Annotated in this window: 12 protein-coding genes and 1 pseudogene; 7 read left to right on the top strand and 6 right to left on the bottom strand. The window is 70.7% G+C overall.

Annotation, left to right across the window (positions count from 1 at the left end; genetic code table 11):
- The coding region (locus AC08OU_RS14425; protein ID WP_476605095.1) for a serine/threonine-protein kinase at positions 1–887 on the bottom strand (887 nt) is incomplete at its 3' end.
- A 269-nt stretch (positions 888–1156) separates the two neighbouring features.
- On the opposite strand from AC08OU_RS14425, the gene pgi reads away from it, so the two are divergent.
- Together pgi and AC08OU_RS14415 are read left to right on the top strand one after the other, a co-directional pair.
- Positions 1157–2827 (top strand): glucose-6-phosphate isomerase, encoded by a 1671-nt coding sequence (gene pgi / locus AC08OU_RS14420; RefSeq protein WP_476605094.1) that lies wholly within the window; start codon positions 1157–1159, stop codon positions 2825–2827.
- A 94-nt stretch (positions 2828–2921) separates the two neighbouring features.
- The gene (locus AC08OU_RS14415; RefSeq protein WP_462202732.1) at positions 2922–3263 is read left to right on the top strand and encodes an STAS domain-containing protein; all 342 of its coding nucleotides are present in this window, start codon (positions 2922–2924) and stop codon (positions 3261–3263) included.
- A 42-nt stretch (positions 3264–3305) separates the two neighbouring features.
- On the opposite strand, the gene AC08OU_RS14410 is transcribed toward AC08OU_RS14415, so the two are convergent.
- Positions 3306–3557 (bottom strand): hypothetical protein, encoded by a 252-nt coding sequence (locus tag AC08OU_RS14410; RefSeq protein ID WP_462186455.1) that lies wholly within the window; start codon positions 3555–3557, stop codon positions 3306–3308.
- Positions 3558–3820: 263 nt separating this feature from the next.
- Here AC08OU_RS14410 and AC08OU_RS14405 point away from each other — a divergent pair, with 263 nt between their 5' ends.
- Complete coding sequence (locus AC08OU_RS14405; protein WP_462186454.1) at positions 3821–4123, top strand: hypothetical protein; 303 nt, start codon at positions 3821–3823, stop codon at positions 4121–4123.
- A gap of 23 nt (positions 4124–4146) precedes the next feature.
- On the opposite strand, the gene AC08OU_RS14400 is transcribed toward AC08OU_RS14405, so the two are convergent.
- The 3 genes and pseudogenes from AC08OU_RS14400 to AC08OU_RS14390 all read right to left on the bottom strand — a co-directional run.
- A complete protein-coding gene (locus tag AC08OU_RS14400) occupies positions 4147–7374 on the bottom strand; it encodes an AAA family ATPase (protein ID WP_476600957.1) in 3228 nt (1075 codons plus the stop codon).
- Positions 7375–7529: 155 nt separating this feature from the next.
- On the bottom strand, positions 7530–7670 hold the full coding sequence (locus tag AC08OU_RS14395) for a hypothetical protein (RefSeq protein WP_476600965.1): 141 nt from the start codon (positions 7668–7670) through the stop codon (positions 7530–7532).
- Between the two features lie 2 nt (positions 7671–7672).
- Positions 7673–7813 (bottom strand): annotated as a pseudogene (locus AC08OU_RS14390) (ATP-binding cassette domain-containing protein); the annotation flags it as partial.
- Positions 7814–7999: 186 nt separating this feature from the next.
- Here AC08OU_RS14390 and AC08OU_RS14385 point away from each other — a divergent pair.
- Positions 8000–8626, top strand: coding sequence for a nitroreductase family protein (locus AC08OU_RS14385; protein WP_462202729.1), 627 nt, complete (start codon positions 8000–8002; stop codon positions 8624–8626).
- A gap of 95 nt (positions 8627–8721) precedes the next feature.
- A complete protein-coding gene (locus AC08OU_RS14380; protein ID WP_476605093.1) occupies positions 8722–9315 on the top strand; it encodes a hypothetical protein in 594 nt (197 codons plus the stop codon).
- Between the two features lie 70 nt (positions 9316–9385).
- Here the strand turns inward: AC08OU_RS14380 and AC08OU_RS14375 are convergent, their stop codons facing one another.
- Positions 9386–12196 carry a patatin-like protein gene (locus AC08OU_RS14375; protein ID WP_476605096.1) on the bottom strand — a complete coding sequence of 937 codons (2811 nt, stop codon included), beginning with the start codon at positions 12194–12196 and terminating at the stop codon, positions 9386–9388.
- Positions 12197–12341: 145 nt separating this feature from the next.
- On the opposite strand from AC08OU_RS14375, the gene AC08OU_RS14370 reads away from it, so the two are divergent.
- Together AC08OU_RS14370 and AC08OU_RS14365 are read left to right on the top strand one after the other, a co-directional pair.
- Entirely contained in the window at positions 12342–12698 is a 357-nt protein-coding gene (locus tag AC08OU_RS14370) for a hypothetical protein (RefSeq protein WP_476605092.1), read from the top strand.
- 179 nt (positions 12699–12877) lie between these two features.
- Positions 12878–14722 (top strand): acyl-CoA dehydrogenase, encoded by a 1845-nt coding sequence (locus AC08OU_RS14365; protein ID WP_462186449.1) that lies wholly within the window; start codon positions 12878–12880, stop codon positions 14720–14722.
- The last annotated feature ends 44 nt before the right edge of the window (positions 14723–14766 follow it).

Here is a 14766-nt window from a genome sequence, read left to right as displayed (position 1 = left end):
GGCCCACAGCCATGCCCGTGAACCGTCACCCACAGCAAGATCGCTAAAGCAGGTGAATGTTTACGGCCGAACGCGCGGCTGCTCGCTCGGGCGAGTTCCAGGGCGAAGTCGGCGGCGTCGGCGAAGCGGGTGCCCGGATCCTTCGCCAGCGCCCGCAGGATCACCGCGGAGACGGGTGGCGGAACCATGGTGAGCGGTTCCGGCATGCTTGTCAGATGGTGGTGGGTCAGCGGCTGCACCGCCATCTGACGGCCGAACAGCGGTCGGTTGGCGATCATCTCGTAGAGCACACCCGCGAGGGCGTAAAGATCGGTGGACGGGAAGAGACGCGTCCCTATGATCTGCTCGGGAGCCATGTAACGCGGCGTTCCCAGGATCGCGCTGGCGGTGGTCTCCACTCGGTCGAAAATCTTGGCGATGCCGAAGTCGGTCACCTTCAGCAGCCCGTCGCCGACGAACATGATGTTGTCCGGCTTGATGTCCCGGTGCAGCACTCCGTGGCCGTGCGCTGTGGCGAGGGCGGCCGCGGCCGCGAGCCCGATCGAGCAGGTGGTCTCGGCGGAGACCGGTCCCGAGCTCATCCGCTGTTTGAGCGTGCCGCCGGAGAGCAGCTCCATGACGAGCAGGCAGGTGCCCTCGTGCTCCACGTAGTCGTGGATACGCACGATGTGCGGATGGTCCAGTTCAGCCAGCACCCGAGCCTCGGACAGGAAGCGGGCACGCAGATCGGGGTCGTCGGAGGTGTCCAGCAGGATCTTGATCGCGACCTTGCGGCCGATGAGCCGGTGCTGGCCGGCCAGCACGAGCCCGTAGCCACCCCGGCCCGGGTCGCCCTCGACGGAGTAACCGGGAAGCGCCGCCTCCACCCGAGATTTATCTATCAACAAGGTCCAGATCCGTCCGCTACCACGCCGGGCATCCGCTGTACCGCCACCCGTGCGCCGAGAACCATCCTGGCCTGCAATGACGCCCTTCGTCGGGTTCCTGGTGATCCTACGGCCCTGACCCCCCATTCCCTACCCCCGGCCGGCCGGTCCGGCGTGCCGGATCGGCGACACGGGCAGGCCGACGGGGCTGGCGAGCGCCGCCGTCGCCGCAGTGCGGATGATGGGCACTGCGGCACATGTTGAACCTGCGAGGAAGGGCATCCCACGTCATGTCGACAACCGAGCCCGCTGCCCCGGTGGCTCCGCTGGACATCACCGCGACCGAGGAATGGGCGGCGCTCACCACGCATCTGCGCGAGATCTCCGAGGTGTCCCTGCGGGATCTGTTCGCCGCCGATCCCCGGCGTGGCGAGACGTTCGCCGTCGAATCGGACGGACTCTATCTTGACTACTCCAAGAACCGGCTGACCGCGCGCACCGTCGAGTTGCTGACCGCGCTGGCCCGGCGCGCCGGGCTGGCGGACCGGATCGAGGCGATGTTCCAGGGCGAGAGGATCAACGTCACCGAGAACCGACCGGTGTTGCACGTGGCGTTGCGCGCCCCGGCCGGCACCCGGATCGAGGTGGATGGCGCCGACGTCGTCCCCGACGTGCATCGGGTGCTCGACGCGATGTCCCGATTCGCCGACCGGGTGCGGTCGGGAGAATGGCTGGGTGCCACCGGTGAGCGGATCCGGACGGTGGTCAACATCGGCATCGGCGGCTCCGACCTGGGACCCGCCATGGCCTACGACGCCCTGCGCGACTATGCCGACCGGTCGATCGAAGTCCGGTTCGTCTCCAACGTCGACCCCACCGACATCTGGGAGGCCACCGCCGATCTCGATCCGGCCAGCACCCTGTTCATCGTCTCGTCCAAGACGTTCACCACCCTGGAAACGATCTCCAATGCGCGGGCCGCGCGGTCCTGGCTCACCGGCCTGCTCGGCGAGGACGCCGTTTCCCGGCATTTCGTCGCGGTCTCCACGAATGCCGAGAAGGTCGCCGAGTTCGGTATCGACACCGAGAACATGTTCGAGTTCTGGGACTGGGTGGGCGGCCGGTACTCGGTGGACTCCGCGATCGGCCTCTCGCTGATGATCACGATCGGGACGCCGAACTTCCGGGAGTTCCTCGCCGGTTTCGCCGCCATGGACACGCACTTCCGGACGGCTCCGTTCGAGCGGAACCTTCCGGTTCTGCTCGGCCTGATCGGCCTGTGGTACCGCGACTTCTTCGGTACCGCGACGCACGCGGTGCTGCCCTACAGCCACTACCTGGGCCGATTCCCGGCTTATCTCCAGCAGCTGGACATGGAGAGCAACGGGAAGTCGGTCGATCTCACCGGGCGGCCCGTGCCGACGCCGACCGGACCGATCGTCTGGGGGACTCCCGGCACGAACGGACAGCATGCGTACTATCAGCTCCTGCACCAGGGGACGACGATCGTCCCGGCTGATTTCATCGGCTTCGTCCGGCCGAACCATCCCGGGGTGGGCACGGCGGACGGCGCCGGGGTGGACCAGCATGCCCTGCTGCTGGCCAACTTCCTGGCGCAGACGGAGGCCCTCGCGTTCGGCCGGACAGCCGCGGAGGTGGCCGCCGAGGGTGTCGCGCCGGGCCTCGTTGCACATCGGACCTTCCCGGGTAATCGACCCTCGAACACCCTGCTCGCCCAGCAGCTGACTCCATTCACCCTCGGTCAGCTGATCGCACTGTACGAGCACAAGGTGTTCACCCAGGGTGTCATCTGGGGGATCAACAGTTTCGACCAGTGGGGCGTGGAGCTCGGCAAGGTGCTGGCCGGTCGGATCATTCCGGAACTCGGGTCCGAGCAGGAACCGGAGCTGGGGCATGATAGCTCGACAAACGCTCTGATCAAGCGTCTGCGCGCCGGCTGACGTCCGCCGGGGATCCAGCCAACCGAGGCATGTTACTCTGCGTAACTGATCGGGGGGTGACCCCACGCAGTGACGACATCGGGGGGTGGAAGTCATGCGGGTGGATGCTGGAGCCTTGCGGATGTCCGTGCAGCGGACAGGCGAGGACGTGCTCATCGAACTCGCCGGGGAACTCGACACTGCCGGGCGGCTCCGGTTCCGTGAGCAGATCGGCGAGCATCTCGGCCGGGGCGGGGGGACGGTCACGGTGGATGTCGCGGGCCTGCGCTCGATCGACATCCCGGGGCTCGCCGCTCTGCTCCGCGCCGATCTGCTGCTCCGCCGGGTGCACTCACGTCTGGAGATCCAGGCACCCACGCCGGCGTTCGCCGCGTTGTTGCGGGAGGCCGGTCTCGACGGTCGACTGCGGGTCGGCGGGGGATCCCGCCGCCGCTGACCGCCGCCTCACCTGTCCGCACCCCGCAGGCTGGGAGACGGCTCAGCTGATGAGCGGTGACGTCCGATCGCCCGATGACGCGGGTGCGCTGAGGGTGGCGGGTGCGCTGGGTGACGGTCGTGCACCGGATGGTCCGGAGTCGCCCACCGAGGCGGTGCCGTCCTCGGTGACCAGGGAGAGCAACCCGCGGGAGCCGATCAGACGTTTCTCGATCCCGCCCATCATGAGCATCCCCGCCATCACGAAGAGTGGAAAACCGAGCACCATCAGCAGGACGGGTGGTGTGAGACTCACCGAAAGACCCCCAGGCTGGCTTACGGATCTGATCGGCACCATGGACGCCGTACCGTAGGCGTTACCCTCGGACCTCCGTTGCTCACGTCCCGACCGTCGTCTCACCCGACTCGGGTGTCCACCGGGTTCTCCCCGAGGGGGTCGCCGATTCCGGCCGGGTGGAAGAATAAACCGCAGCTCAGGGGTCTGTTCCGGGATGCGTGTTGTTCCCGGTGTCCGCGGGCTCGTACCCTTCCCCCAATATGTCTGCGCGGCCCGTTCCATTGCCCGCTTATAGCGGCCGTCCGTGGGTTCGTGACGCGGACCTGTTTGCGCGTCTCGACCTGCTCTCCGAGCAGGTCGATTTCGCCCTTGCCGAGATAGCCCTGCGGCGGGCCGCCTACCAGCGAGCCTGCGAGGAGGAGGCCGACTGGCAGTGGGCGCCCCTCGGCGTTGAGGTGCTGAGCCGGCCGTCCGTGGCGCAGGCTCTGGCCGGCGAGCTCGCCGCCGTCGAGCGGCTGCGGTTGTGGGCGCAGGAGATGTACTGGTTGCAGGAACAGGCGCGGCTGCGCGGACTGCTGCGCTGAGCGTGCGGGCGCGGGCCGCCCCGCTATCCCGTTCCCGGCGAGGGGCCTCCCGTCCCTGGCGGGGGGCCGTCGAGCGTGCCGAACAGCCGGCGGCCGAGGTTTGCCGCGGCGACGTTGCCCCGGTGCAGATACCGGGTGATGCCAGCTTCCAGGCTCTCGGCGGCGTCGTCCTTGCAGCCGGCCCGGTAGAGCACCTCGGCGCGGGACAGCAGCGCGTGTCCCTGGCCGTCGGTGTCGTCGGTGCGGCTGGCGAGATCGACGGCGGTGTCGGCGAACCGGAGGGCCTCGGCATCGCGGCCGCGCAGCGCCAAGAGCTTCGCGTGGACCCCGCACCATCCGGCCTGGGCCGGTAGCTGGTCGGCGGCGGCGGCGTCCCGACACCGGGTGACGTACTTGCCCGCGTCGTCGACCTTGCCGAGCCGGACGAGAACGTCGGCGAGTGCCGCGGCCCGGTTGGCCAGGAACGCGCGTTCCCCCATCCGGGACAGCTGCCGGCAGCTTCGCCGCAGCTCCCGCTCGGCGACTGCCAGCTCGTCGGCGAGCAGTGCCACCCGGGCCACGACGAACCCGCCATGAAAGGGGTCGACCCGAGGGGCGCGCAGGTCGTGAACGATCTCCTCGGTCGCCTTGAGATGGATCTGCGCGCCCTCCAGATCCCCCGACATGGCGGTGAGGACCGCGAGCTGGGCGAGCACGGTCCGACGCAGAGCCCGGTCGTCGTCAGCGGCGTCGAGGGCCTCGTTTGCCCGGGTGATCCCGACGGCGACTGGCCGGGGCCCCCAGCTCATGAGCATGGTGAGCTCCCGGCGCAGCGACTGCGCGGCCCGGGGCACGCCGGACTCTTCCGCATGCCGGACGGCGTTCTCCATCGCCCGCTCGGCCGCGGCGAACTGCCCGGCCGCCAGGTAGGCGTTGGCCTGGCTGCGGCAGGCGAGCGCCGCGCCGACCTCGTCGCCGGCCTGCACGAAGTTGGTCAGGCACGCCGCGGCTTCGGTCAGCGTCCTGGCGACCAGGCCCTCCGGATCGGTGGAGAACAGCACCCGCAGGTACGCGAGCCGGGCGTGGGCCCGCAGGCCCTCCTCCCCGGCGCGCCGGGCCCGCTCGGTCACCTGGCGCAGGATGCGCTCGGCGTCGGAGAGCCGGCCGAACGAGTACAGCGCCCAGCCGAGGTCGATCTCGGCCCGTAGCCGCAGCGGGTCCGTCTCGGGCAGCAGGGTGATGGCCCGCTTGAGCAGCTGGGCCGCGCCGGTCTCGTCGCCCTGGCGCACCCGGTCCGCCGCCTCGATCAGACAGGTCGCCGCGGATCGGCCCAGCTCGACCGTCTCGGTGTCGCGCTGCCCGATCTCCACCCGGTAACGGAACGCCTGCTCCAGGTGGTAGCCGACCAGTTCGTCGTGCTCACCGGGGCCGCCCTCCAGCCGGGTCTGCAGCCACTGGGCGAACCGCTGGTGCAGATCGGCGCGCTGCCGTTTGGCGGTGGACTGGTAGGCGCAGTCGCGCAGCAGCACGTGCAGGAACCGGAACGCCTCGACGCCGGGCAGGTCGGACCGATCCGGATGCACCAGTTCCTTGCGGACCAGGCTCAGGCAGTGGGCGGCGACCATCGGCTGTTCGTTCGGGTCCGACAGGTCGATGACGGCGTCGAGGTAGAAGCGTTCCCCCACGATGGCGGCGCGTTCAAGGACCCGCCGTTCGGGCGGGTCGAGCCGGTCGAGCCGGGCCGCGAGCAGGGACGAGATGGTCGGCGGCACCGTCACGTTGCGCAGGCTGCCGGTGGCGATCCACCGGCTGCCCTCCCGGCGCAGCAGGCCGTCGTCGACGAGGGCCGCCACCATCTGCTCGACGAACAGTGGGTTGCCGGCCGCGGAGGTAGTGATCCGGGAGACGAGGGCCGGGTCGAGGTCGTCGGAGCCCATCAGGGTGCGGATCAGGCGCTGGCAGCGTGCCTCGGTCAGCGGCGCCAGCAGCATCGAGGTGGCGTTGAGTTTGCCGCCTCCCCAGTCCCGCCGCTCCTCCAGCAGTTCCGGGCGGGCCAGGCACAGCAGCATGATGAGGGCGTCGCGGGACCAGTCGGCGATGTTCTCCAGCAGGTCGAGCAGGGTCGGCTCGGCCCAGTGCACGTCGTCGAACCACAGGATCAGCGGGCGTCGGGCCGCCAGCGCCTGGAAGAAGGACCGGACGGCCCAGAAGCTCTCCTGCGGACCGAGTTCCGCGCCGCCCAGCCCCACCAGGGGCGCGAGCGCCTCGACGATCTCCGCCGCCTGGGTGACACCGTCGAGCAGTTCCCGCAGCCGACGCCGCCCGTCCGGGGCGCTCTCGTCGGCGGACAGACCGGTGGCCTGGCGCACCATCTCCATCAGCGGCCAGTAGGCGATGCCCTCGCCGTAGGACAGGCAACGCCCGGTGAGCACGGTCGCCCGGTTCGCCATGGCCGCGCAGAACTCGCCGACCATCCGGGACTTGCCGATGCCCGCCGGGCCCAGCACGGTGAACAGGTGGCAGGTGCGTTCCTCGACCACGGCCTCGAAGGCGTCCTGCAGCCGGCGGCGTTCCCGGTTACGCCCGATGACCGGGGCGGTGAAGCCGTGGGTCGGGGCCCGGCTGCCGGGACCCGCGGTCGGGTCGACCAGCCCGATCAATCGGTGCACCCGCAGCGGGTCGCGCTTGCCCTGGACGACCAAGGGGCCGAGCGGGCTCACCGTGACGCTGTGCCGGATGAAGCGGTAGGTGGTGTCCCCGATGAGGATCTCGTCAGGGGGAGCGGCGTGTTCCAGCCGGGAGGCGACGTTCACCGGATCGCCGGTGACGCCACCGCCGGCGACGGTCACCTCGCCGGTGTTGATCCCGATCCGCACCCGCAGTTTCAGGCCCCACTCGCGCTGCAGGTCGGCGTTGAGCGCCTCCATCGCCGCCCGGATGTCGAGGGCGGCGCGACCCGCGCGCAGCGCGTCGTCCTCGTGCAGCACGGGAATGCCGAAGACGGCGAAGACGGCGTCGCCAATGAACTTCTCGACCGACCCGCCGTGGGTGTAGATCACTTCACGGACGGTGGTGAAGAACCGCCACATGACCTGCTGCAGCGGTTCGGAGTCGATTCTCTCGCCGATGTCGGTGGACCCGGTGATGTCCACGAACATGATCGTCACGGTTTTCCGGGCGCCGCTCCCCGGGGTGGGAAGGGGATTCCCACATCCGGAGCAGAAGCGCGCCCGCTCGGGGTTGTCCTCCGCGCAGGTCGGGCACGGCACCATATGCTGGATGGTAGGCCGATCGCGACCCGAGGCGGTGGGGGATGTGCGTACCCGAGTCGCCTGAGGTGACCCGTCCCACGCCGGTGCCACCGTCGAGTCCCGGCCGGGACGGCGCGACCCGGGCGGTTCATCCGCCGACGGCCGGCTTGGCGCGGTCATGACGGCAGCTCCCGCCGCACCGCGAGGAGCGCCGCCACCTGGGCCAACACTCCCCAGCCGCCCGCGTTCACCTCGACCGCCCCGCAGCCACCAAAGACCACCACGCTGCCGGAGCCAGGGGTGACCAGAGCCAGCAACCAGGGGTGACCAGACCCAGCAGGATGCGCGGCGTCGTTGTCTTGCCGGGGCCGTTCGGCCCCAGAAAACCGGTGATGTTCCCTTCCCGCACCGTGAAACTCACGTCCCGGACGGCGCGCTGGGACCCGTATCGCTTGGCCAGATGGTCTATTTCAACGACGGCGGTGACGAGAGCCTCCCGGCGGAGGTTCGAGCGGGGCAATCTCTACGGTAACCTGTCGCTGTTCCAGATCCACCGGCGGCTGTCACCGCCGGCCGGGTCGCGGTCGCCGGCCGGGAGACCGGTACTTCCCGGGTTCCCCGAACCGCGATCCCCCAAGGAGTTTTCATGGACGCTCTCGCCTGCCTGATGACGCGCCGTACAGCGACCCGGCTCGTCGAACCCGGTCCGACGGCGGAGCAGATTATGATCATACTTAGTGCCGCCACCACGGCGCCGGATCACAAGATGCTGCGGCCCTGGCGCTTCGTGGTCGTGCGGGGCGATGCTCGCGCCACCCTGGCGGCGGCGATCAAGCGGGCCGCCGAGACCGTCGGCGGGTTGCCCGAGCCGGTCATCCGCAAGACCGCCGGCAAGGCCACCCGTTCCCCGGCGCTCATCGCCGTCGTCGCCTCCCACGTCGGTTCGAAGGTTCCGGTCGCCGAGCAGGACGCCTCGGCCGCGGCGGCGGCGCAGAACATCTGCCTGGCCGCGCACGCGCTCGGCGTCGCCTCGGCCTGGAAGTCGGTGCCGATGCAGGGCAGCGCCGAGGTCCGGGAGGCGTTCGGGCTGACGTCGGACGAGGCGCTGGTCGGCTGGGTGGAGCTCGGGACCCAGGCGGGCACCGCGCCGCTGCCGGCGCGGCCCGCCGTTCGGCTGGCCCAGGTCGCGGCGGAGATGGAGGCCGACGGGACGCTGGTTCCCGTGGCGGCGGACGATCGGATCTCCCAGTTCGGGCAAGTGACCACGGTGTGAGCGGCAGGCTACCTAAGCTGGAACGCAGGTCTTGAGATCGGGCGGCCTGGACCGGGGTATGACTCCGGCTCCCGAGGTGCGACGGGAGGTGCGCCGTGTGTGGCGGTCTTCGAGGCCGTGGTCTTCGAGGCCGTGGCCGTCTCGGCCTGAGCGTGGCCGGGGGGCTGCTGCTCGCGCTGGTCGTCGGATGCTCGGATCCGGGGTCGAGCGGGTCCGGCGGCTCGGCCGCCCGGCCGGGCTCGGTGGTCATGCCGAGTGCGTCGTCTCAGGACCCGGGCGGCCCGGGCACGCCCGGGGCCTCCGCCGCGGCTGCGACGCCTGGCGTCTCGCGGGCGCCGGGCCCCTCCGGAACCTCCGCCGCCCCGGATGGTGTCGCGTCACCGCCGGTGCCGACTCCGCAAGCATCCTCCGTCTTCGTCGGAGAGGCCTGTTCCCCCACCGAGGACACCTCGCCCGCGACCGCCGTGAACGGCCTTGTGCTGTTCTGCGCGCCCGTCGGCGGGAGCGGCCCGGCCGGCATTGGTCGATGGTCCACGGAGCCGCCCGCCCCGGCTCTCGTGACCCGGCCGGATGAGGGCGGGAACTGTGACCCCGAGGACGTCGGGCGCATCGTCCAGGACTCCGCCGGCCGCCCGGTGTCCTGCCTTCGAGACCCGACGGGCACCCTGACCTGGTCCGACATCTCCTGAACCGGGTCACCACGTCACCGAGCCACCGGTGCCGGTGGCGCGGACCGCCGGGCCGTGCCTACCGGGATGATCAGCCGTTGCGGCGGGCCCGGCGGGTGGTGAGGGCCTCGGCGACGGACCAGAGAGCCGGCAGCACCAGGGCTCCGAAGACGGTCGCCCATGCCCACGGATGATCGGCCAGGTATGGCACGACGTCGTCGTGTAGCCAGGGGAAGAGTCGGTCATGGATCACCGGAACGGCACCGGCCGCCGCGAACACCGCGATGAGCCCGGCTCCCACGACCGCCAGTCCTCCGGGCAGGTGCCGCCAGCCGGTCAGTCCGATCATCAGCAGGCCGATCAGGCCGACGACGATCCCCAGGCCGCCGAGGATGCCCGAACCGGTCAGCCCGCCGGCCGTACCGAGGCCGACCATCGCTGTTCCCACCGCGATCGTCATCCGCCGCCGGCCGTGCGTGACATCCCGGATCATCTCGAAGGCGAGACGGGTGACGGCCCGGGCGAGGAAGGCGACCGGTCGCAGGGGCCGTGGCAGCCGGCGGGTCGATGCCGCCCAGGCGACGACCACCGCCACGATCTGGGCCAGGGCGGTCACCAGAATCGGGCCCTGCGCCGCGTCGGTGATGCGTTCGTCCGAGACGCGGCAGGCCTCGAGCACCTCGTCCACCGCTCGCGGGGGCAGCGCGCCGGGCGTGACGAGGACGCCGCTGAGCCCGGGTGGCCGGGGCGGTCGGCGCGCCAGAGCCGAACTGTCGACGCCGACCGGCCGATGGGCACCGGTCCGTCCCGCGGCGACCCTGGCGGCCGCGGCCGCGGCCAGCGAGATGACCTTGGCGCCGCGCGGCTCGTCCAGGTTCGGGGGGCCCGTCGCTTCCGGTGCCGCCGAGGCCCCCGGTCCGGTCGTCGTTCCGGGCCGGGCTGGTTCCGCGGTCAGGGCCCGGTCGACGGCGGCGAGGAAGTCGGCGGTGGGCCGCGGATCGACCCCGGCCTCGTTGTCGCGCCGCACCGCCTCGGCGACCCCCACCAGCTCCTTGGCCGCGATGTCCCGTTGGAGGCCGGCGGCGACCCAGGTCGCCGTGACCGGCAGGTTCGGCGGCACGGGGGCGTCCGGATCGGTCAGAAAGCCAAGCTCGTCGAGTACCTCCCGTGGCGCCGGGCTGCCGGCCACCTCGGTGAGATCGTCGACCAGATCCACCAGCCAGCCCCGGCGGGCCAGCGCCGCGGCACGGGCGTGACCGGCGGGGACGGCGGGGATGGCGGTGTCCCGGCGGATCATGAGCCGGCGTGGATCCAGCATGATCCGGACCAGCCAGCCCGCACCGTCCAGCCGTCCCCACATCCAGTCGTTGGCCCGCCACGAGGACTTCGCGAAGGCGCCGAAGTTTCCCAGCTGCAGGCCTGTGACCTTCTCCTCGGCCAGCGCGCGGGCGGGATCGAGGCGGTTCGGTAGATCCGCGCTGATCTGGACGAGCTCAACCGGTTGATCGAGGACCGCGGCGCCGGTGCTCCGCTCGACCAGGTGCACGGCGATCAGGGCGTCCGCGGGAGTCGACGGGAGGTACCCGACGAAGTCCGCGAGGGTCCGGGCCGCCACCGCCCGGCGCTGGCCGAGACTGAGACCCTCGGGCCTGGTCTCTGGTCCCGCCGGAGGCGGGGCCGCGGGGGACCGCCGGTCCACGAGATCGGTGAGCTCGTCCTGCCCCGCGTCGCCCTCCGGGTCGGTCCGCAACCAGCGGCGGGCTGCCTCGGCGATGACGTCGAGCAACGGTGCCCCGGCCATCGCACCGAGGGTCTCGCCGACCGTCGTGAAGACGCCGGGTCGCAGGGCCGCGGTGCCCGCAGTGCCTGCAGTGCCTGCGGTGCCTGCGGTGCCGGTGCTCCGGATGGTGGCGCGCGAGGCGCCGTGCACGGCCGCCGCGAGCCGGGCGAGTCGGATCCGGTCCGCCGGCTCGGGGGAGAGGACGTACCCTTCGTTGATCATGTTGATCAGCAGGCCCTTGGCGGCGTCGAGCGCGGGCCGGCCCAGCCGCCACAGGTCGGCGAGGTCGGCCGTGGTCGGCAGCCGGTCGGGAAGCATCTGGACCACGGCGTTGACCGCGGCGTTCGTCATCCGGGCGGGTCCGGCCGCGTCGGTGCGCAGCGCGTCGGTGTCCGGGGGACGGGGCAGGTCGAACCGACCACCGAGGACGCGCAGCAACGCCTCGATCACCGGTGGGGCGGTCTCCTCTGCCAGGCTGCGGCGGTAGGCGTCATAGACGCTCTCGTCCGCTAACCGGGGCCCACCGGCCGGGGCAAGGCGCAGCAGCCGTCGCCGGTTCGCCCGCGTACCGCGTACGGCGCTGTTACGATCGCGCAGCGTCGCCAGATCTGTACCGATCGACTGGTTCAGCGCCGCGCCGAGCATCTGGAGGAGGGTGGGGATCACCGCGGGCGGTGTGGGCGGCATGGGTGGTGTGGGCGGCACGGGTGGCATGGTCGGTGCCGCCGGATCCGTCATCGGTACCGGCATCCGCGGCGAGGGCACGACGTAGGCGAGCACGCGACGGACCTGGCGCTCGGCGGGCCGGTCGAAGATGGCCGCCAGCGCCGGTCCGATCGGGCGGTTGACCAGAATCCCGCCGTCCGAGGCGTGGAATCCGCGGGAGGCGTTGACGTAGCGGGCCATGTCCGGGTGCGCGGCATCGACGGCGTGCCCCACCGGCACGTAGGCCGGCTCGAAGGCGCCCGGAAAGGCGGAACTGGCCCGTGCGGCCAGGGCGAGACGGGGGACCGCGCCAGGGTCGGTCAGGTCCTGCGTGCCGAAGGCGAACAGGCCCCGGTGGTCGACGTCGCACATGGTGCCGCCGAGTGAGTCGGCGTGCTCGGCGACCTCGCCGCGCAGGATCGTCGTGGTGATGAAGACCGATGTCGGGCGGTCCGCGCCGGCCCGGTTGGGGCGGGCCGTCTCCCCCCACCGCTGCCAGGGCGGTGTGCAGCGCGGGCAGCACGGCGGTGTCCCCGTGCAGTAGCGAAGGATACGTCTTTTCGTGGGGGGTGCGCATGAGCGCGTCAAGCGAGCCGAGGGACAGCCACAGGTCCCGCAGCGGGGTGAGATCGGCGTGGTGGGTGTTCGCGTAGCCCAGCATGGCGGCGTTGATGCCACCGGCCGAGGTGCCGGCGAGTACGTCCACACTGACCTCGACGTCGAGGATGGCTGCCAGCCGGGCGTAACGGGCGGCGACGGCAGCGTCCGCTTCGTCGGCCCGGTCACGGTCCGGGCTGGTCGCAAGGTTGATCTCGGTGGCGACCCCGCCCATCCAGACGGCGAGGCTCGCGCCACCGGTCATGACGACCGCGAGCCGTACCTCCTGGGTGGCCGGGTCGCGCATGAGTGGCAAGAGTAGACGTGCCCGGCCTCGGGTCTTCCCCGTTTGTCGGAGAAAAGTTGGATCGCGACGACTTCTTCCCAGCCGCCGCTCTTGTCAACGGGTTACTCGTGAGTAGCATGGGAACAACGTACTCACGAGTAGCTAGCCGGCATCGGCTGATCACGATGTCCGGCGGTCCCGGGAAGGAGCCGTTGATGGGCCACTACCGGAGCAATCTGCGAGACATCGAGTTCAACCTGTTCGAGGTGTTCGGGATCGATCGCACGCTCGGCACCGGTCCCTTCGGGGAGATGGACGCCGAGACCGCGCGCGAGGTGCTGGCCGAGCTCGACCACCTCGCCTCCGGACCCGTTGCCGAGTCCTTCACCGACGCCGACCGTCATCCGCCGACCCTGGATCCGGCGACCGGATCGGTGACCCTGCCGGAGTCGTTCAAGAAGTCCTACCAGGCCGTTCTGGACGGTGAGTGGTGGCGGCTCTACCTTCCGCCGCACCTGGGCGGACTGGGTGCGTCCCCGACCGTCGCGTGGGCGGCCTCGGAGCTGCTGCTCGGAGCGAACCCGGCCATCTTCATGTACATGGCCGGCCCGACGTTCGCAGCGATCCTGCACCGGCTCGGCAACGAATGGCAGCGCCAGCTCGCCGAGTTCGCCATTGAACGGCACTGGGGCGCGACGATGGTGCTCACCGAGCCGGACGCGGGTTCCGACGTCGGGGCCGGTCGTACCAGGGCGATCGAGCAGCCCGACGGCACCTGGCACATCGAGGGCGTGAAGCGGTTCATCACCAATGGGGACTGGGATGTCCCGGAGAACATCATCCATCTCGTGCTCGCCCGGCCGGAGGGGCACGGCCCGGGGACCAAGGGCCTGTCGATGTTCGTGGTGCCGAAGTTCATGCCCGATCCGCGGACCGGCGCGCCCGGCGCCCGCAACGGCGTCTACGTGACGAACATCGAGAAAAAGATGGGCCTGAAGGTCTCCGCCACCTGCGAGCTGCGGTTCGGTGAGCGGGCGCCGGCGGTCGGCTGGCTGGTCGGTGACGTCCACGAGGGCATCGCCCAGATGTTCCAGGTGATCGAGTACGCCCGGATGATGGTGGGCAGCAAGGCCATCGCCACGCTGTCCACCGGATATCTCAACGCGCTCGAGTTCGCCCGCACCCGCGTCCAGGGTGCGGACCTGGCCCGCGCGTCGGACAAGACGGCACCGCGTGTCACGATCATCCATCACCCGGATGTCCGCCGGATGCTGATGATGCAGAAGGTGTATGCGGAGGGCATGCGTTCGCTGATGCTCTACACCGCGACGTTCCAGGACCGGGTTGCGCTGGCCGGCGAGCGGGGGGAGACCGACGAGCTCGCCGAACGCATCAACGACCTGCTGCTCCCGATCGTCAAGGGGGTCGGCTCCGAACGGTCCTACGAGCTGCTCGCCTCTTCACTGCAGATCCTCGGTGGTTCCGGGTACCTGCAGGACTATCCGATCGAGCAGTACATCCGCGATGCCAAGATCGATACTCTCTACGAGGGCACCACGTCGATCCAGGGCCAGGACCTGTTTTTCCGGAAGATCGTCCGGGACCAGGGGCAGGCGCTGACCTCCGTGCTGGGCGAGATCCAGACGTTCGTGAAGGGGGAGGCCGGCAACGGCGCGCTGCGGGCGGAGCGGGAGGCGCTGGGGGTGGCTCTCGATGACGTCCAGAGCATGGTGAATTCGCTGGTCGGGTTCCTCACCGGCGCCGCCGAGGATGCCGCCGCGATCTACAAGGTCGGCCTGAATACGACGAGGCTGCTGATGAGCCTCGGCGACCTGATCATCGGATGGCTGCTCCTGCGCGGCGCCGAGGTAGCCCTGCGAACCCAGGATTCTCCGGCATCCGCCGGGGCCCGGTCCGCTCGGGACGCCGCCTTTTACCAGGGCAAGGTGGCCGCCGCGCGCTGGTTCGCGGCCAATGTGCTACCGGAGTTGACGGCGCGCCGGGTATCGCTGGAGTCCACCGGCCTCGGGCTCATGGAACTGCCGGAGGAGGCGTTCTGATGTTGCCGGGGCGGGGTTGCGTTCTTGTCGCGGCAGGGTATCAT

The sequence above is a fragment of the Frankia sp. CcMO1 genome, from assembly GCF_977945845.1.
This window is presented reverse-complemented; position numbering and strand designations above follow the sequence as displayed.

What these genes read in the sequence shown, in the direction of transcription:
- pgi (WP_476605094.1), top strand. Translation starts at nt 1,157, where the DNA reads ATGTCGACAACCGAGCCCGCTGCCCCGGTGGCTCCGCTGGACATCACC.
- AC08OU_RS14415 (WP_462202732.1), top strand. Translation starts at nt 2,922, where the DNA reads ATGCGGGTGGATGCTGGAGCCTTGCGGATGTCCGTGCAGCGGACAGGC.
- AC08OU_RS14400 (WP_476600957.1), bottom strand. Translation starts at nt 7,374, where the DNA reads ATGGTGCCGTGCCCGACCTGCGCGGAGGACAACCCCGAGCGGGCGCGC.
- AC08OU_RS14385 (WP_462202729.1), top strand. Translation starts at nt 8,000, where the DNA reads ATGGACGCTCTCGCCTGCCTGATGACGCGCCGTACAGCGACCCGGCTC.
- AC08OU_RS14365 (WP_462186449.1), top strand. Translation starts at nt 12,878, where the DNA reads ATGGGCCACTACCGGAGCAATCTGCGAGACATCGAGTTCAACCTGTTC.